Source organism: Cupriavidus sp. FW306-1B-F12B (assembly GCF_058781795.1).
In genome coordinates this window covers 20,133-36,714 of sequence record NZ_JBYSXC010000008.1, presented here as the reverse complement: position 1 = coordinate 36,714, position 16,582 = coordinate 20,133, and the positions used below count along the sequence as shown (strand labels likewise).

The 16,582-nt window shown below is 69.2% G+C and carries 15 protein-coding genes; 7 read left to right on the top strand and 8 right to left on the bottom strand.

What is annotated here, in order from left to right; genetic code table 11:
- The first annotated feature begins 106 nt into the window (after positions 1 to 106).
- The 4 genes from AC3WLE_RS15235 (at position 107) to AC3WLE_RS15220 (ending at position 4,508) form a co-directional block, all read left to right on the top strand.
- A complete protein-coding gene (locus AC3WLE_RS15235; protein WP_492319579.1) occupies positions 107 to 2,161 on the top strand; it encodes a TonB-dependent siderophore receptor in 2,055 nt (684 codons plus the stop codon).
- A gap of 70 nt (positions 2,162 to 2,231) precedes the next feature.
- Positions 2,232 to 2,555, top strand: coding sequence for an iron uptake protein (locus AC3WLE_RS15230; protein WP_492319580.1), 324 nt, complete (start codon positions 2,232 to 2,234; stop codon positions 2,553 to 2,555).
- A complete protein-coding gene (locus AC3WLE_RS15225; RefSeq protein WP_492356011.1) occupies positions 2,552 to 4,183 on the top strand; it encodes a PepSY-associated TM helix domain-containing protein in 1,632 nt (543 codons plus the stop codon). The genes AC3WLE_RS15230 and AC3WLE_RS15225 overlap by 4 nt, the downstream gene beginning before the upstream one ends.
- Positions 4,167 to 4,508: a DUF3325 domain-containing protein gene (locus AC3WLE_RS15220; protein ID WP_492356012.1), complete on the top strand. Its 342-nt coding sequence runs from the start codon at positions 4,167 to 4,169 to the stop codon at positions 4,506 to 4,508. The genes AC3WLE_RS15225 and AC3WLE_RS15220 overlap by 17 nt, the downstream gene beginning before the upstream one ends.
- 127 nt (positions 4,509 to 4,635) lie before the next feature.
- Here the strand turns inward: AC3WLE_RS15220 and AC3WLE_RS15215 are convergent, their stop codons facing one another.
- From AC3WLE_RS15215 to AC3WLE_RS15205, 3 genes are all read right to left on the bottom strand, one after another.
- On the bottom strand, positions 4,636 to 4,968 hold the full coding sequence (locus tag AC3WLE_RS15215; protein WP_035826369.1) for a DUF2917 domain-containing protein: 333 nt from the start codon (positions 4,966 to 4,968) through the stop codon (positions 4,636 to 4,638).
- Positions 4,969 to 4,982: 14 nt separating this feature from the next.
- Entirely contained in the window at positions 4,983 to 6,008 is a 1,026-nt protein-coding gene (locus tag AC3WLE_RS15210; protein WP_492319583.1) for an alpha/beta fold hydrolase, read from the bottom strand.
- 170 nt (positions 6,009 to 6,178) lie between these two features.
- Positions 6,179 to 6,784 carry a TetR/AcrR family transcriptional regulator gene (locus AC3WLE_RS15205; protein WP_041688140.1) on the bottom strand — a complete coding sequence of 202 codons (606 nt, stop codon included), beginning with the start codon at positions 6,782 to 6,784 and terminating at the stop codon, positions 6,179 to 6,181.
- Positions 6,785 to 7,122: 338 nt separating this feature from the next.
- Here AC3WLE_RS15205 and AC3WLE_RS15200 point away from each other — a divergent pair, with 338 nt between their 5' ends.
- From AC3WLE_RS15200 to fahA, 3 genes are all read left to right on the top strand, one after another.
- Positions 7,123 to 7,509: a helix-turn-helix domain-containing protein gene (locus AC3WLE_RS15200; RefSeq protein ID WP_011617393.1), complete on the top strand. Its 387-nt coding sequence runs from the start codon at positions 7,123 to 7,125 to the stop codon at positions 7,507 to 7,509.
- Between the two features lie 511 nt (positions 7,510 to 8,020).
- Entirely contained in the window at positions 8,021 to 9,340 is a 1,320-nt protein-coding gene (hmgA, locus tag AC3WLE_RS15195) for a homogentisate 1,2-dioxygenase (protein ID WP_492319584.1), read from the top strand.
- Positions 9,341 to 9,480: 140 nt separating this feature from the next.
- Positions 9,481 to 10,743, top strand: a complete 1,263-nt coding sequence (gene fahA / locus AC3WLE_RS15190) for a fumarylacetoacetase (protein ID WP_492356013.1) — start codon at positions 9,481 to 9,483, stop codon at positions 10,741 to 10,743.
- A gap of 6 nt (positions 10,744 to 10,749) precedes the next feature.
- Here the strand turns inward: fahA and AC3WLE_RS15185 are convergent, their stop codons facing one another.
- The 5 genes from AC3WLE_RS15185 to AC3WLE_RS15165 form a co-directional block, all read right to left on the bottom strand.
- A complete protein-coding gene (locus AC3WLE_RS15185; RefSeq protein WP_492319586.1) occupies positions 10,750 to 11,238 on the bottom strand; it encodes a hotdog family protein in 489 nt (162 codons plus the stop codon).
- Positions 11,231 to 12,043 carry a beta-ketoacyl synthase chain length factor gene (locus tag AC3WLE_RS15180; RefSeq protein WP_492319587.1) on the bottom strand — a complete coding sequence of 271 codons (813 nt, stop codon included), beginning with the start codon at positions 12,041 to 12,043 and terminating at the stop codon, positions 11,231 to 11,233. Before AC3WLE_RS15180 ends, AC3WLE_RS15185 begins: the two co-directional genes overlap by 8 nt.
- Before the next feature lie 8 nt (positions 12,044 to 12,051).
- Positions 12,052 to 13,254 (bottom strand): beta-ketoacyl-[acyl-carrier-protein] synthase family protein, encoded by a 1,203-nt coding sequence (locus tag AC3WLE_RS15175; RefSeq protein WP_492319588.1) that lies wholly within the window; start codon positions 13,252 to 13,254, stop codon positions 12,052 to 12,054.
- A 66-nt stretch (positions 13,255 to 13,320) separates the two neighbouring features.
- On the bottom strand, positions 13,321 to 14,169 hold the full coding sequence (locus tag AC3WLE_RS15170; protein WP_492356014.1) for a polysaccharide deacetylase family protein: 849 nt from the start codon (positions 14,167 to 14,169) through the stop codon (positions 13,321 to 13,323).
- Positions 14,166 to 16,565 (bottom strand): MMPL family transporter, encoded by a 2,400-nt coding sequence (locus AC3WLE_RS15165; RefSeq protein WP_492356022.1) that lies wholly within the window; start codon positions 16,563 to 16,565, stop codon positions 14,166 to 14,168. The genes AC3WLE_RS15170 and AC3WLE_RS15165 overlap by 4 nt, the downstream gene beginning before the upstream one ends.
- Between the last annotated feature and the right edge of the window lie 17 nt (positions 16,566 to 16,582).

Genomic DNA, 16,582 nt, shown 5'->3' with positions numbered 1-16,582 from the left:
TTTCGGACAGGAAAACGCGACAGGTTCGGCATCGGCGGCAACGCAGGCAGAGCAGCCGGCCCCCGCGGGCAGAACCGCCCGGCAACCGGAGGCTTCGCTGCCGGCGGTGACAGTCAACGGCGCCCGCGAAAACCCCATCAACCCGCCCACTACCGCTGGCAGCAAGGTGCCGCTGACCGCGCGCGAGGTGCCGCAATCGGTCACCGTGGTCAACGCCGAGCGCATCCGCGAGCAGAACCTGACCACGCTGGAAGACGCGATGATGCAGGCCACCGGCGTGTTCGTCGAGAAGCGTGACCAGGAGCGTTCGATCTATTATTCGCGCGGGCTGGAGATCGACACCTTCATGCTGGACGGCGTGCCGACCAAGTATGACTGGCGCAACACCGTGCAGCCGGACCTGTCGATGATCGAGCGGGTGGAAGTGCTGAAGGGGCCGTCGGGCCTGCTCGCCGGGGCGGGCAAGACCGGCGGCGCGATCAACCTGGTGCGCAAGCGCCCGACGCGAGAAACCCAGGTCGGCGGCGCGCTGTCGGTGGGATCGTGGAACAACTACCGCGCCGAGGTGGATGCCGGTGGCGCGCTCAATGCCGACGGCACGCTGCGCGCGCGCATCACCGGCGCGTTCCAGGACAAGGACTCGTTCATCGACAAGACCAATATGCGCACCAGTGCGCTCTATGGCGTGATCGAGTACGACATCACGCCCAGCACGCTGGTGACGGTCGGCGCGAGCTACCAGGATTCGGAAGGCCGCCAGCCGTGGACGCTGCCCGCTTACTACAACCCGGTCACGCGCCAGGCCAGCCTGCTCGACGTGCCGCGCTCGACTTACCTGGGTGCGGACTGGAACCGCGACCACTTCTATACCACCTCGGCCTTCGCCGAGCTGGAGCACAAGTTCGACAGCGGCTGGCAGGTCAAGGGTGCGCTGCGCTACCTGAACAACCGCCTGAACCGCGAGCAGGCCTATGCCTATACGCCGGTGATCCCGGGCGTGAACACGACCACGCTGTTCGCGGCCAAGCAGACCTACACGCAGGAGCAGACCAGCTTCGACCTCTATGCCAACGGGCCGTTCTCGCTGTTCGGGCGCCGGCACAAGGCGCTGGTCGGCTTCAATTTTTCCGATTCGGAACGGCGCGACCCCCGGTATACCATTTCGCCGTTCTCGCAGGTCGTGAACATCTTCAACCCGCGCAGCGACTTCGCCAAGCCAACCTTCACCCCCAATGGCACAGGCATCACCACCACGACCAGGCAGTACGGCGTCTACGGCGACGCGCGCTTCTCGCTGGCGGATCCGGTGACGCTGGTGCTGGGCGGACGGCTGAGCTGGTGGGACATCAGCGCGCGCCAGTACACGTCGACCACCAGCGTGACTAGGGGCGACGACATCAACGCCAAGTTCACGCCGTTCGCCGGGCTGATCTACGACTTCACCGAGCACTGGTCGGCCTACGCGAGCTATGCCGAGATCTTCCAGCCGCAGGATGAGTACCTGACCGCCAGCGGCAACCTGGTCGATCCGATCAAGGGCAAGCAGTACGAGGTCGGCGTCAAGGGAGAATTTTTCGAGGGCGCGCTGAACACCTCGCTGGCACTGTTCGAGGTACGCGAGACCGGCCGCGCCACGCTTGACAATATCAACACGACCAACCCGAGCAATCCGTTCTTCGTGTCGCAGGGCGAGACCAAGAGCCAGGGCTTCGAGCTGGAAGCCAGCGGCCGCATCACGCCGAGCTGGACCATCTACGCCGGCTATACGTTCAACGTCACGCAGGACCTGCGGAACCGCACCGGCCAGGTCAACACGCCGTTCTCGGCGATTGCGCCCAAGCACCTGTTCAAGCTGTGGACGATGTACCGCCTGCCCGGCGATTTCAACCGCTGGCGCATCGGTGGCGGCATGACCGCGGTCAGCCATGTGCAGAACACCGCGCTGTTCCCCGCGCCGATTGGTGCGGTCACGCTGCGCCGCGGCGGCTATGCGACGTTCGATGCGGCGATCGGCTACGACTTCAACAAGCACGTGTCGGCGGACCTGAACCTGACCAACCTGTTCGACCGCAGCTACTACTCACGGATCAACAACCCGCGCGAAGGCAACATCTGGGGCCAGCCGCGCGCGGCCATGTTCACCGTGCGCATGAAGATGTGAGCGCAGCGGCCTTCGTGGTGGTGCGATGCCATTGCACCACCACGCCGGCCGCGCGTTGCCAAGAATTCCAATGAACGACAGTCCCTCATCCCTGCCATCGCGCCGCGCCTTCCCGCCCGCGCTGGCCATGACTGCCCGCGCGCTGGCCGCGCTGGCGGGCAGCTATGCCTTTGTCTGGGGCATCACCGCCGGCGGCGCCGCGCTCGGCTGGCGCCTGGGCCTGGCCCGCAGCGAGGCCGTGCTCTGGTTTTCGATGCTGGCCTTCCTCCTGTTTCCGATGATGTCGCTGTGGGCGCTGGTCACGCGGCACCTGCTGCGCGTGTGGCTGGTGCTGGTGGCCGGCGCGGCCATCGGTGCCGGCGTGGCGTGGTGGCTGGGGGAGAAGCTGGCATGACGCGACCCGCACGAAATAGCAAGGCCCGCACACAGAAGGCCGATGCACATGCCGGCGGCCTGCGCCAGGCCATGACCTGGGCGCACACCTGGATTGGCGTACTGCTCGGCGGTGTGCTGATGGTGGCGTTCTTCATGGGCTCGGTGGCGGTGTTCGACCGCGAGGTCGACCGCTGGATGATGCCGGCCACGCGCCTGGACGCAGCGCCGCCCACGATCGACATCGACACCGTGGTGCCGCGCGCCGTTGCGGCGCTGGCGCGCGGCAAGCCGCTGCGCGAATGGGCGGTCATGCTGCCCGAGCAGCGCACCCCGGTGATGATCGCGCGCGTGCGCCATGCCGCCGCGGGCGGGCAGATCCGCCTGGCCGATCCGCGCAGCGGCGAGCTGCTGCCTGACGTGGGCACTTTGGGCGCGTCGTCGTTCTTCTATCCGCTGCACTACAACCTGCACCTGCGTGCCTGGAACATCGGCTACTGGCTGGTGGGCCTGGCGGCGATGGCGATGCTGGCGGCGATCGTGTCGGGGGTGATCATCCACGTCCGCATCTTCCGCGACTTCTTCACGTTCCGGCCGCGCAAGCAGCTGCAGCGCAGCCTGCTGGACCTGCACAACCTGACCGGCGTGCTGGCGCTGCCGTTCCATGCGGTGATCACGTTCTCCGGGATCTGCATTGTCTACATGATCCTGATGCCGGCCGGCATCAGCGCGTTGTACCAGCAGCCGAACACCTTCTACGACCAGGCCTTGTCCGGCTACTCGCGCCCGCCCGCCGGGGTGGCGGCACCGATGGCCGCGCTGGGGCCGATGGTCGAGACCGCGCGCGCACGCTGGGGCGGGGCGGCGCCGGCCGCGATCCGGGTATGGAACCCCGGCGATGCCAACGCCGTGGTCAAGGTCAGCCGCTCGGTGGGCGACCGCGTCAGCCTGGCCGACGACGCCGCCTACTTCGACGGCGCCACCGGTGCGTTGCTGCATCACGTGCCGTTGCAGCCCGCTGCGACCACGCAGCGCTTCCTGACCGGCATGCACTTCATCGCGTTCGATCACTGGCCGCTGCGCTGGCTGTATTTCCTGGCCGGGCTGGCGGGGTGCGTGCTGATCGCTACCGGGCAGTTGTACTGGCTCGACAAGCGCCATGCGCGCCACGGCGAAAAGGGCGTGCGGCTGGCGGCCGCGGTCACCGCGGGTACCACCACGGGCCTGGTCATCGCCACGCTGGCGATGATGGTGGCCAACCGGCTGCTGCCGATGACGCTGCCGTCGCGCGAGTTTATCGAGGCCGGGCTGTTCTTCCTGGTGTGGCTGGCCACCGCGATCCATGCGCGCGTGGCGATGCGTCCGGGCAGCCGCACGCTGGTGCCATGGCGCCAGCAATGCCTGGCGATCGCCGCGCTGGCGCTGGCGGCGCCGGTGCTCAACGGCCTGAGCACCGGCGACTGGTTGCCGCTGGCGCTGGCGCGCGGCCACCTTGCCGTGGCCGGCGTCGACATCGTGCTGCTGCTGACCGGTGGGCTGGCGCTGGCGTCGGCGCGACGGCTGCGGCGCGTCGACGCGGCACGCCAGGCCCGGACCGCTGCTGCCAGCAGCCAGGCGCTAGAGGAGATGGACCGTGCCAATCACGCTTGAACACTTGCTGCTGCTGGGCCTGGCGCTGTGCGCGTACAGCGCTTTCGTGCTGTTTGCCTGCGCCACGGAGCGGCACTGGACCGAGTTGTCGGGGCAGGGCGCGGACCTGCCCGCCAGTGGCCGGCGGCGGCTGCGCTGCGCGGCCTGGGCGCTGGTGGCGCTTGGCGCCGTGGCCGCGCTGGCGGGCAACCGCACCGGCTTTGGCGTGCTGCTGTGGGCGCTGGCAATGATGGCGGGAGCGTTGGCGGTGTCGTTCACGCTGACCTGGCGGCGTGGCTGGCTGCAGGCGATCGCACGCGGGCTGCTGGCTGTCTTGCGTATCTGAGGCACGTGCCCCGCAAGGGGCTGCTTTTCATATAAAAACGCAATTAACCGCCAAAAGTTGCACCCAACCACGACCGCGCATCCGCGTCAGGGCTGGCAGGGCGAGGCGGCGTTCAGCCCCGCCCGCATCATCGGCCTGCGCCGGTATAGCCGCGCCCAGGCGGCGCCAGCAAGCGCCGCAGCCATTGCCGCCAGGCGCTCGCCGCAGGCCCGGCGCCTTGCCGGCAGCGCGTTACGTGCAGCGATGCCGTGGTGACGGCATACAGCTCGATATGGCCGCTGTCGGACAACGTAAAGCTCTCGCTCGCCGTCAGCGCCGTATCCTTCGGGTCGCCGTCGCGGATCAGCCAGAGTTCGCCTTCCGTGCAGCGCACGGCGACGTGTTCGCCGGGGCCCGCCACCAGCCGCAGCGAACTGCGTGCGGGCAGGGTGGCGGTCATGTCATTGCTCACCAGGAACATGATGGTCTCCAGGTTCAGTCGACGGCCAGCCCGTGCAACGCTGGCGGGATTGCCGCGCGCGCGGGGGCTGAGCCGGGCCGGATGAAATCGGCGATGTGCCGGATCACGCCGGGATCCTGCAGGATGCGGCGATGCCCCAGGCCGCTGGTCGTGACCAGTTGCGCGCCGGGCCAGGCGCCGGCGATGGCGGCGCCATCTTCCCAGCGCACTTCCTTGTCGTCGCGGTCATGGATCACCAGCGTTGGCGGGACCGGCCGGGTGCGGCCGACGTCGGGCACGTTGAAAGCCGACCATGGCAGTCCCAGCCAGCGCTCGCTCTGGCGCTGCATGCGTGCCAGCACGCCGGGCGTGAAGCCCATTTGCCAGGCCAGCGACGCACACGCGGCGTGCATGTCGGCCGGCGATCCGACCAGCACGGCGGCGCGGGCGGGCAGGCCCTCGCGCAGTGCCAGCGCGGTGGCCGCGCCGCCGAGCGAATGCGCCACCACGGCGTGCACCGGCCCCGCGTGCCAGGCCGCGGCGAGCAGCGAGCGCGACATTTCCAGCACCGAGGTCTGCGCCGCGCCGCGCGCGCCGGCGTCGGAGGCGCCGTGCGAGAGCGCATCGAAGGCCACCACGCGCATGCCGGCGGCCAGCAGGCCCTCGACAACCGCATGCCACTGGCCGGCATGTCCGCCCCAGCCGTGCGCGAGCAGCACCACCGGGCCGGACCTGCCCCAGCGATAGACGCGCACGCGCCGGCTCGGGCCCTGGCCCGTCACCAGCGCCCAGTCGGCGCGCGCACTGTCCAGCTGGCGCCGTGCTGCCGATGTGGCGGCGGCGCGCGGCGGCTTGAACCAGATGTGCTCCAGCGCCCGCGCTGTCGCGCCGGGCCTGACCATGCTGCCCGCCTGCCAGCGCAACCGCTGCCAGCCCTGCAAGGCCCGCTCCACCGCGCCGGACTTGCCGGTGCGCAGCGGCGCATTGCCGGCGCGCGCGGGCAGGGGCGCGGCGGCGGGGGATGAGGAAACCGGGGAAGGAGAAGAGACTGCTTGCGTCACGACCTGCACCTCCAATGGATTCTGGATTGCACGGCATCATCGGCACCGGCCCCGCCGGCGGCTTCCGTGCTGTTGTTACGACCGACCAGTCGTGCTTTTTTCGGTACAAAAAAAGCCCGCCGGAGCGGTTGCTGCCTGCCGGCGGGATAGCGCCGGCGCCAATGTGTGGTTCAGTGGCCGCGGGCGCCTTCGGCGGCACGGGCCACCAGAGCCGCAAATGCGCGCCGCGCCATGGTCTCGGCATCGTCGCGGCCAAGCAGCTTGAACGACTGCTGGAAGGCCATGCCGATACCCGAGAGTTCGAAAGCAAATTGCCGCGGGTCAGTATCCGGCCCGAAATGGCCCTCATCGATGGCGTCGCCCACCACGCGCGCAACCGTGCTGTGCCAGTCCTTCAGCGACTGCACTACCAGGTCGCGGATCGAGCCCGGCCGGTCGCGGTATTCCTGGCCCAGCGCCGTGAACAGGCAACGTCCCTGCGTCACCGTGCCGCCCAGCCATTCCAGGTAGCCTTCGAACAGCCCCTGCAGCCGTGGCATGCCGCGCGGCTGGCGCATCGCCGGCCGGATCACGATCTCGCCGAAGCGCTCAACGGCCAGGTCCAGCACTGCCTGCTGCAACACCTCCTTGGACTTGAAGTGTGCATACAGGCCGCTCTTCGACATATTGGTGTCCGCGGCCAGCGTGGCCAGCGACAATTGTTCGAAGCCGACCTTGGCAGCGGTGTCCAGTGCCTGTTCGACGATGGCGTTGCGGGTGAGTTGTCCTTTCTGCATGGCGTGGAGAATAGCACGACCGGTCGGTTTGTCAACGAAACCAGATGCATGGTATTTGCCCCGACTTGCGCACTTGTGTCCGGGAGGCCATAACGTCATATGGATATGCATGTGACGTCAACGCAAACCGCCAAGGCCCGTTAGAGACTGGGCGGTGCAGCGTTGTTGTGCACGATCCGGCTCTTTGATGTTCGGCAATCGGCCGATGTCAGGACGGGATTGCGGACTTCTAAGAAATCTGCACAAAGTGTTTCTGCGGTTACATACGGAACGCTTTGCGTGCTCTATACTCGAATGCACGTCCGCGCACTTTTTTTCACTGGTGACTGGAGACCGACATGAACAGTACAGCCGTGCCAAGAGGCGCTAGCGAACCGTTCCGGCAACTGCGGGCGTTGCGTCGCGCGCGCAAGCTCAAGCAGGAGGACGTCGCCCGTAAAGCGGGGATTTCCCGGGAAGCCTACCTGCGGGCGGAGTCGGGTCAGGCCGATCCCCGCATGTCGACGTTCCTGGCTGCCTGCGAGGCGCTGGGCCTGGAAGTCGTGCTGGCCCCGCAGCATCTTGCTGCAGACGTCAACGCATTTATTGCCAGCCGCAATGGCGGCGTGACGGCAGCTTCGATGGCAGGCCAGCCGGCCGCCGGAAGCACGGCCGCGCCGGCCGCGGCGCCGGCTTCCGGAGGCGGTTTCGGCTCCGGGACCGGAGAGGGCCACAAGCCGGTCTGACCGGCCGCCGCCTGGCCGGCCGCGTTCGCAACGCGCCGGCACCGGCAGCTGGCCTCCAGGCCACCCCATGACAACCGGCGCGGGGCTTTCCGCACCGCGCCGGTTGCTACCGTCCTGAGCGCCGTTCGCGACGCCTGGCGTGGATGACGCCGCAGGCCTGGCTGCCTGCTTCGGCGCTTTCCCGCATTTCCTGGTTTTCCCCCGCTGCGTGAGCAACTGCCGCCGTGCAGGCGTCGACGCGCGCATCCCGGCGCTTCCTGGTTTTTTCCCGCTTTTCCCGTTTCCCACCTACAACTGCAATGCAAGCGGCGTCCGGCGCATGCGCCAGCGGTGCCGTTTGACACGTCCGAGCTTGGCTATTACGATATGGTAAATTCATTACGCATTACGTAATTCTTGCCCCGTGCACCACGCAGAGGCGGAATACGGACCGGCAGGCACTCCCAGCAAGAGGCCGCCAGGCGCCAGCGCAGCGCCAAATGGACCGAGACCCAGGAACGCTGACGACACCATGACACTCACGCACACCCAGCTCGCCGAGCACGGCTATATGTCCGGCTTCGCCAATGAATTCGCCACCGAGGCGCTGCCCGGTGCGCTGCCCGTGGGCCAGAACTCGCCCCAGCGCGCGCCCTACGGCCTGTATGCCGAGCAGCTGTCCGGCACGGCCTTCACCGCGCCGCGCGCGCACAACCGGCGCTCGTGGCTGTACCGCATCCGCCCGGCCTCGATGCATACGCCGTTCACGCAGATCGAGCAGTCGCGTTTCCTGAGCCGTTTCGACCAGGTGCCGCCGTCGCCCAACCAGATGCGCTGGAGCCCGCCGGCAATGCCGTCGGTGCCGACCGACTTTGTCGACGGCATCGTCACCATGGCCGGCAATGGCGGCCCCGAGGCCATGACCGGCTGCGGCATCCACCTGTACCTGGCCAACCAGTCGATGCAGGACCGCTTCTTCTACAACGCCGACGGCGAGATGCTGATCGTGCCGCAGCAGGGCCGCCTGCTGATGGTGACCGAGCTGGGCCGGCTGGAAGTGGAGCCGCAGGAGATCGTGGTGATCCCGCGCGGCGTGCGCTTCCGCGTGGAGCTGCCCGACGGCGAGGCGCGCGGCTATATCTGCGAAAACTACGGCGCCTTGTTCCAGCTGCCCGACCTGGGCGTGATCGGCTCCAACGGCCTGGCCAACCCGCGCGACTTCCTGTCGCCGGTTGCCAGCTATGAAGACCGCGAGGGTGATTTCGAGCTGGTGGCCAAGTTCCAGGGCAACCTGTGGCGCGCCGGGATCGGCCACTCGCCGCTGGACGTGGTGGCCTGGCATGGCAACTACACCCCGTACAAGTACGACCTGCGCCGCTTCAATACCATCGGTTCGATCAGCTTCGACCACCCGGATCCGTCGATCTTCCTGGTGCTGCAGTCGCCGTCGGCCACGCCGGGCGTGGACACCATCGACTTCGTCATCTTCGGGCCGCGCTGGCTGGCGATGCAGGACTCGTTCCGCCCGCCCTGGTTTCACCGCAATATCGCCAGCGAGTTCATGGGCCTGATCACCGGCGTCTACGACGCCAAGGCCGAAGGCTTTGCCCCTGGCGGCGCCAGCCTGCACAACTGCATGAGCGGCCACGGCCCGGATGCGGAAACCTTCGAGAAGGCCAGCGCCGCCGATACCTCGAAGCCGCACCGCATCGAGGACACCATGGCCTTCATGTTCGAGACCCCGGGCGTGATCCGCCCGACGCCGTATGCCGCGCAGTCGGCCTCGCTGCAGCAGGACTACTACACCTGCTGGCAGGGCCTGAAGAAGCATTTCAACCCAAAGGTTCGCTAATCCCGGGCGCTTGATCGCCCGCCCGGTTTTCTCCGCTCTCCCGCTTGCGGGAGAGGGGCCGGGGGAGAGGGCAGGCGCTCGTCAAGCATGACGAGTCACGGCACGCGACAAGTGCCACCTAAAATGTTCGGAGTAACCCCATGACCGCCCCCCAAACCAGCTGGATCGCCTCCGCCAACGACGGCCAGACCCATTTCCCGCTGCAGAACCTGCCGTACGGCGTGTTCTCGACCAAGGGCCAGTTCCCGCGCATCGGCGTCGCCATCGGCGACCAGGTGCTCGACCTCGCAGCGCTCGATGAAGCCGGCCTGCTGCCCGCCGCCGCCAAGGGTACGTTCGCCGCAGCCAGCCTGAACCGCTTTATCGCCCTGGGCAAGCCGGTGTGGAGCGAAACCCGCAAGCGCCTGGGCGCGCTGCTGTCCGGCGATGACGCCGCGCTGCGCGACAACGCCGCCCTGCGCGACCAGGCGCTGGTGCCGATGTCGGCCGCAACGCTGCACCTGCCGGTGGAGATCCCGGGCTACACGGACTTCTATTCGTCCAAGGAGCACGCCACCAACGTCGGCCGCATGTTCCGCGACCCGGACAACGCGCTGCTGCCGAACTGGCTGGAAATCCCCATCGGCTACAACGGCCGTGCCAGCTCGGTGGTGGTGAGCGGCACGCCGCTGCATCGTCCCAACGGCCAGATCAAGCTGCCGAACGAGGCACGCCCGATCTTCAGCGCCTGCCGCAAGCTGGACTTTGAACTGGAGATGGGCTTTATCGTCGGCAAGGAATCGGCGCTGGGCGAGCCCGTCAGCACCGCCGATGCGCCGGCGCATATGTTCGGCATGGTGCTGCTCAATGACTGGAGCGCGCGCGATATCCAGCAGTGGGAATACGTGCCGCTGGGGCCGTTCAACAGCAAGGGCTTCGGCACCTCGATCTCGCCGTGGGTGGTGACCATGGAAGCGCTCGAGCCGTTCCGCCGCGACAACCCCGAGCAGTCGCCGCAGCCGCTGCCGTACCTGCAGCAGCAGGACAAGAATGCCTACGACATCGCCCTCGAAGTCGCGCTGCAGCCGCAGGGCGCAGCGGCACCCAGCACCATCTGCCGCACCAACTTCAAGGCGATGTACTGGACCATGGCGCAGCAGCTGGCCCACCACACGGTGTCGGGCTGCAATGTGCGCGTGGGCGACCTGATGGGCTCGGGCACGATCAGCGGCACGACGCCGGACTCCTACGGCAGCCTGCTGGAAATGACCCGCAACGGCGCCGAGCCGGTGACGCTGGCCGACGGCAGCCGCCGAGCCTTCCTGGAGGATGGCGACGACGTGATCATGACCGGCTACTGCCAGGGCGAAGGCTATCGCGTCGGCTTCGGCGCGGTGTCGGGCAAGATCCTGCCGGCGCGCTGAAGCGCTTCAGCCGGCGCTGTGGTTGGCGCTTTGGCCAACTGCGGCGGCATCCAGGATGACCGCCGCGCGGCCTGACAGCAGTGCCTGGCCCGCGGCGCTGACAGTGAAGGCATACAGCACGCTGTTGCCTTCACCGCTGATGCGTTGCGCTTCGACCTGCAGCGGCGCGTCGATATCGTCGAGCCGCTCCACATGCAGCACCAGCTTGCGCACGCTGGCCAGGTAGCCCGAGCGCGGGCGCTGTGCGCCCATTCCTGATTCCGCTTCCGCCAGCAATGCGCCGTGCACGGCCATTGCCTGTGCCGCGTATTCAATCCCGCTGACCGCGGCCAGCCGGCCCTGCGCGCGCAGCGGGTTGTCCGCGCGCGTATGCGTGGCGGACGTGCAGCGAACCGATGCCGCATCCCAGGCCAGCACGCCGTCGAGCAGGCACATCGTGCCCTGGTGCGGAATGCGTGCCGCGATCCAGTCGCGGTCTTTCAGCAGCTCAGCCATCCGCCTGGCCGCCGAGGCTTTCCACCTCGGCTGCAAGCTGCAGCGTATCCAGGTAGTCGAGCACCACGGTGGTGGCCTCGCCGCGGGCGATGGCCGCCAGCAGCGGCAGCATGCGTGCGGCCGGCGCCGACGTGCGCAGAGCTTCCAGCGCGGCGTCCGGCATCACCGTGGCGGGGGCCTGCTTCAGCGCCACGCCGATGCGCGCGAGCGAACGCGCGGTCTGCCGCGGCGTGACCAGCAGGGCCACGCCGAAGGGATCGGGGATCGGGCGGTGGCTGTGCAGCGGCTCGGGATAGCCGGTGTCATAAGCGATCAGCAGGCAGGGCTCGGCATCGGCGGCGGCCTGCAGCACGCATTCGAGCAAGCCTGCGCTGCCACTGCCATCCATGGCGCACAGCACATTGGAGGTGCGCATCGCGCCTGCGGCGATCGACCAGTAGCCGGCGGTAGCGTTGTGCACGGAGTTGTGGAAGCGCGTGGGCGACATCAGCGGCTCGGGCTCGGCCAGCGCTTCGCAGATCGCATGGAAGTTGAAGCCGTCGCTGCTGGACGAGGCAAAGATCGTCGGCAGCTGCGCGGCTTCGCAGTCGCTTGCGGCGACGGCCTGCTGGCCGACACCAAGCGCCAGCCGTACGGTCGGGCCGGTGCGGCGGCGCTCGGCCGGCGGCAGGCCCGCGGGTGGCGGCAGTTCGGTGGGCGCGTGCGCATACGGCACGCGGCCGGCAAGGACTTCGCTGGCCTGCTGCCAGCCGGTCAGGCCGGGGCCGAGCAGGCCGATGCTTTCGATATACACGTGCTGCGGCATGGCGATGCTCAGTGGGAAGCTGCGTCCGCGCGGGCGAACAGCAGGCTGCAGTTGGATCCGCCGAAGCCGAAGGCATTGGTCATCGCATAGCGCAGCGGTGCCTCGCGGTTGGCGAGCTGGTAGTTCACGTCCAGCGCCGGATCCACCTGCGTGGTGTTGATGCCGCCGGGCACCAGGCCGTGGCGCAGCGCCAGCGCGCAAATGACGGCTTCGAGCGCGCCGGCGGCGCCCAGCGCATGCCCGGTGGCGCCCTTGGTGGAACTGCACGGCGTGCCGGGCAGCACCGCGGCCATGGCCATCGCCTCGGCCGCGTCGTTGCTGCGCGTGGCGGTGCCATGCAGGTTGACGTAGCCGACCTGTGCCGGCGCGACTCCAGCGCTGGCCAGTGCCTGCTCTAGCGCCAGGCGCGCGCCCAGCCCATCGGGGTGCGGGGTCGACATATGGTGCGCATCGCTCGATTCGCCGATCCCGGCCAGCAGGATGGCATCGCCTTGCGCGGTGCCGGCCACGCGCTCGAGCAGGCCGAATGCCGCCCCCTCGCCGATCGAGATGCCATTGCGCGCCACGTCATAGGGCCGGCACGGCTGGTCGGACAACAGCTCCAGCGAATTGAAGCCGTACAGCGTGGTGTGGCACAGCGAATCGACGCCGCCGACCACGGCCACATCGATCAGCCCTGCCTCCAGCATGCGCCGTGCCGAACTGAACACCTTGGCGCCGGATGAACAGGCCGAGGACACCGCAGCCGCCGGACCGGCCAGCCCCAGGTATTGGCGCAGGAAGGCGGGCAGCGAGTAGGGGTTGTGGGTGGTGGCGTAATGGAAGCCCGGCGGCAGCGCGCCGCTGGCAGGATCGCGCTGGCGATAGGCCAGTTCCGTCTGCAGCACGCCCGCGGTGCTGGTGCCCAGGAAGACGCCGACCCGGTGGGCGCCGTAGCGCGCCGCCGCTTCGCGCACGCGCGCGGCAAAGCCGTCCTGCTCCAGCGCCAGTTGCGCCAGCCGGTTGTTGCGGCAGTCGAATTCGGCCAGTGCGGGCGGCAGTGCCACGGTGTCCAGGCCGGGGACTTCGCCGACGAAGGTATCGAGCTCGACACCGCCGAAGCGGCAGGGCGCCAGGCCGCCGCGCTGCGCACGCAGTGCCGACAGGGTGGCGTCTACACCGGCGCCCAGGCAGCTGGTGGCCGTGAAATGCGAGAACAGGAGCGGGGACACGGCTTCGGGGGAACGAATGGAAGGAATCTCGGAAGGCTGTGCCAATTGTAACAAGCCGCCGCTCACTCAGGCTGTCGGCACGGCCGCGCGCAGCGTGACGCAGCGCAGGCCGGCGCGTTCGATGGCAGCGAGCAGGCCCGGCAGCACGGTGGTGCAATGTGCATTGCCGGCGGCATCGGTGCCGGGATTGCCGTCGTGCAGCAGCAGGATGTCGCGCCCGGCGAGCTTGCCGGTGAGGCGCTGCGCCACGCGCCCCGCCTGGTCGCCGCAGCGGGTATCGAAGCCGCGCCGGGTCCAGGCCGCAAGCCGAAGCCCGAGCCGGCACAGCACCGGCTCAAGGAAGGGATTGCGTAGCCCCGCTGGCGCGCGGAAGAAGCGCGGCGCCTGGCCGGTGAGGTCGGTCAGCACCTGTTGCGCGGCACCGATGTCGCGCAGCATGCGCCCGGGACCGAACACCGAGAAGTGCAGCCGGTGGTACATGCTGTGGTTTTCCACGGCGTGGCCGCGGCGGACGATCTCGCGCACCAGTTCCGGATGCGCCGCGGCGCGCGCGCCGACGCAGAAGAAGGTCGCGCGCGCGCCGTGCTGGTCCAGCATGTCGAGCACGCGCGGCGTCAACGCCGGGTTGGGGCCGTCGTCGAACGTCAGAGCCACGCAATCATCGGCAGAGGGCGGCAGGCGCAGCAGGTTGGGGCCAAGCCAGTGGCTGCGCGGCCACAGGCCGGCGGCGCACATTGCCGCATGGGCGGCGCCAACGCCGGCCAGCGCCATGCCCATGGCCTCAGGGTGCGCCAGCATTGCGCCGGCGGCACCCAGGTGCACGGCGGCGGCGCCGTAAAGCAGCGGGGTGGGGCGCCAGGGGCGGCTGTAAGAGGTGCCGCGCAAGGCTACGCGCGGTGCGGGATACGAATTCATGTTGCACTCTTGGCTGTGTCTGGCGCCGAACGGCGCGCCAGTATCGCCGAAAACCACAGGGCCAGCACGGCCCCCGGACCTACCGTCAGGCCGAAGGCCTTGAGCAGCGGCAGGCTCGACAGCGCCAGCAGGCCGAAGGCGGCCACCGTGGTCAGGTTGGCCAGCAGCAGCGATACCAGTGTATGCGGTGAAGCGCCCGCCACCTGGCTGCCCGCCGCGGGGCCGTTGAAGAATAGCGCGTAATTGGAACCCACGGCCATCAGCAGCAGCAGGCCCACCAGGTGCAGCAGCGTCAGCGGCTGGCCGAGCGCTGCCAGCCCGCCCAGCACCACCAGCGCCGCCGCGGCCAGCGGCAGCACCGTGGCCACGACGCGCCGTGCCGAGCGCAGCGCCACGGCCAGCAGCACGATGATCGCCAGCAGGCCGGCCAGCGACAGCAGCAAGGCCTCGCGCAGGTAGCCGGTGTAGAGGCGGTCGGATTCGCCCTTGAGGTCGACGAACAGCGTGTCAGCGACGCCGGCCCGCGCGACCGCGGCCCGCACTGCGCTGGTGTCGATGCCGTCGGCCGCGCCGGTACTTTGTTGGGCCGGTGCGCGCAGCGGCAGCGTGGCGCTCCAGCGCCCGTCGCGCTGCGCCAGCAACGCATCGACAGCCAGCGCCATGGAGGTGCCGCGCAAGTCCTCGCGCCGCAGCAGCGCACCGGTGCGCGCCGCCTCGGCCTGCGCCAGGAAAGGCGCGAACAGTGACGCGCGCACCGGCTGCGTGGCGATGGCGGCGCCCAGTCGCTGCGCCAGCTCGTCGGGCGGCGGCAGGCTGGCCTGGCGCTCGCGCTGGGTTGCCGCGCTGGGCAGGTAGCGCGCCGGGCTCTCGTAGCCGCCGATGAAATTCTGCGCCACCAGCGGGTCCAGTTCACGGGCCACGCGCTCCGCGCCCTGCAGCACGGATTCCTGGTCCGGCCCGGACAGCACCACCAGGTAGCGCACGTCGGGCGCGCCAAGATCCTCGCGCAACCTGGTATCGAGGGCCTGGTCGCTGGCCGACACCGGGCTCAGCGCCTGCAGCTCGCGGCCCCACAGCGTGCCGCGGTGCATGGCCAGCACCGTGCCGGCTGCCACCACCAGCGCGAGCACCAGCCAGCGCAGCCGGTGCGCGCGCGCCGCCAGCCACTGCAGCCGGCGGCCCAGCGGCGCCACGTCGCGCAGGTGCAGCGTGGCCGGCACCAGCTGCGGCAGCACGAAGCGCGTCACCAGTGCCGCGGTCGCCAGCCCGGCAATCGAATACAGCCCCAGCTGCGCCAGCCCCGGAAAGCCCGACAGCAGCAGCGAGGCAAAGCCGCAGACCGAGATCAGCACGCCCAGGCGCACCGTCGGCCAGAAGCCGCCCAGCCAGGCGCGCTCGTCGCGCCGGCCGTCGCGCGTGTACTGCGCGGACTGTACGAACAGGTAGATCGAATAGTCGACCGCCTCGCCGATCAGCGTGGTGCCGAAGCCCAGCGTCAGTCCGTGCACCGAGCCGCCGAAGCCCAGGCTGACCGCGGCAATGCCCGCCAGCGCGCCGCTCAGTACCGGCACCAGCCCCAGCACCAGCAGCGGCACCGAGCGGTAGACCAGCAGCAGCAGCGTGACGATGATGGCCACGCCGATGGTCGACAGGCGCTCCACATCATGGCGGATGGTGTCGCGTGCATTGACGGAAAACACGCCCGGCCCGGTCATCGCCAGCTGGTACTTGCCAGCCGTCGCAGCCTTGGCAAACGCCTCGCGCACGGCCCCGATGGCTTGTGCCTGCGCATCCGTGTCAGACCCCGCGGCGGCGGTCTGCGCCAGCAGCACCGCGCGCTTGCCGTCGCGCGACGCCCAGGCGCCGGCGTGCATGGGCACGCGCTGCCCGGCATCCAGCTGTGCCAGCATCGCGGCCACTTCGCCGGTGGGATCGCGCGGCAGCAGCGACTTGGTGAAGAGCCCGGCGGACGAGGCCAGCAGCTCGAACGATTCATTCAGCGCCTGCGCCAGGCCGCGTTCACTGAAGCGCTCCGGCGTGACCGCGGGGCTGAGCAGGTAGCGGTGCGCAAACACGTATTGGCGGTCTGCATCCTGGTTGACCGGCTCGCCGTTCTGGATCGCCGTGAAGCGCGGGTCGCCGCGCAGCTGCGCCGCCATGGCACGCGATACCGCGGCCCGGCCATCGGCATCGCCGCCTTCGATCCCGACCAGGACCAGGCGCGATACCAGCCCGTCGCGCAGCTGGTTCACCAGCAATTGCTGCTCGGCGCTGGGCAGCCGCGGCAGGAAGGCCGAGAGGTCGGCCGTGAAGGTGGTGCGGCTGATCACAGCCGCGCAGGCAAGTATGGCGAAGATCCACAGCGCCAGCGCGAGCCGGCGCATCGCCGGGCGCATCGTTGCGGGCGGCGCTG

What these genes read in the sequence shown, in the direction of transcription:
- AC3WLE_RS15230 (WP_492319580.1), top strand. Translation starts at nt 2,232, where the DNA reads ATGAACGACAGTCCCTCATCCCTGCCATCGCGCCGCGCCTTCCCGCCC.
- AC3WLE_RS15225 (WP_492356011.1), top strand. Translation starts at nt 2,552, where the DNA reads ATGACGCGACCCGCACGAAATAGCAAGGCCCGCACACAGAAGGCCGAT.
- AC3WLE_RS15215 (WP_035826369.1), bottom strand. Translation starts at nt 4,968, where the DNA reads ATGTTCCTGGTGAGCAATGACATGACCGCCACCCTGCCCGCACGCAGT.
- AC3WLE_RS15205 (WP_041688140.1), bottom strand. Translation starts at nt 6,784, where the DNA reads ATGCAGAAAGGACAACTCACCCGCAACGCCATCGTCGAACAGGCACTG.
- AC3WLE_RS15200 (WP_011617393.1), top strand. Translation starts at nt 7,123, where the DNA reads ATGAACAGTACAGCCGTGCCAAGAGGCGCTAGCGAACCGTTCCGGCAA.
- hmgA (WP_492319584.1), top strand. Translation starts at nt 8,021, where the DNA reads ATGACACTCACGCACACCCAGCTCGCCGAGCACGGCTATATGTCCGGC.
- fahA (WP_492356013.1), top strand. Translation starts at nt 9,481, where the DNA reads ATGACCGCCCCCCAAACCAGCTGGATCGCCTCCGCCAACGACGGCCAG.
- AC3WLE_RS15185 (WP_492319586.1), bottom strand. Translation starts at nt 11,238, where the DNA reads ATGGCTGAGCTGCTGAAAGACCGCGACTGGATCGCGGCACGCATTCCG.
- AC3WLE_RS15180 (WP_492319587.1), bottom strand. Translation starts at nt 12,043, where the DNA reads ATGCCGCAGCACGTGTATATCGAAAGCATCGGCCTGCTCGGCCCCGGC.
- AC3WLE_RS15170 (WP_492356014.1), bottom strand. Translation starts at nt 14,169, where the DNA reads ATGAATTCGTATCCCGCACCGCGCGTAGCCTTGCGCGGCACCTCTTAC.
- AC3WLE_RS15165 (WP_492356022.1), bottom strand. Translation starts at nt 16,565, where the DNA reads ATGCGCCCGGCGATGCGCCGGCTCGCGCTGGCGCTGTGGATCTTCGCC.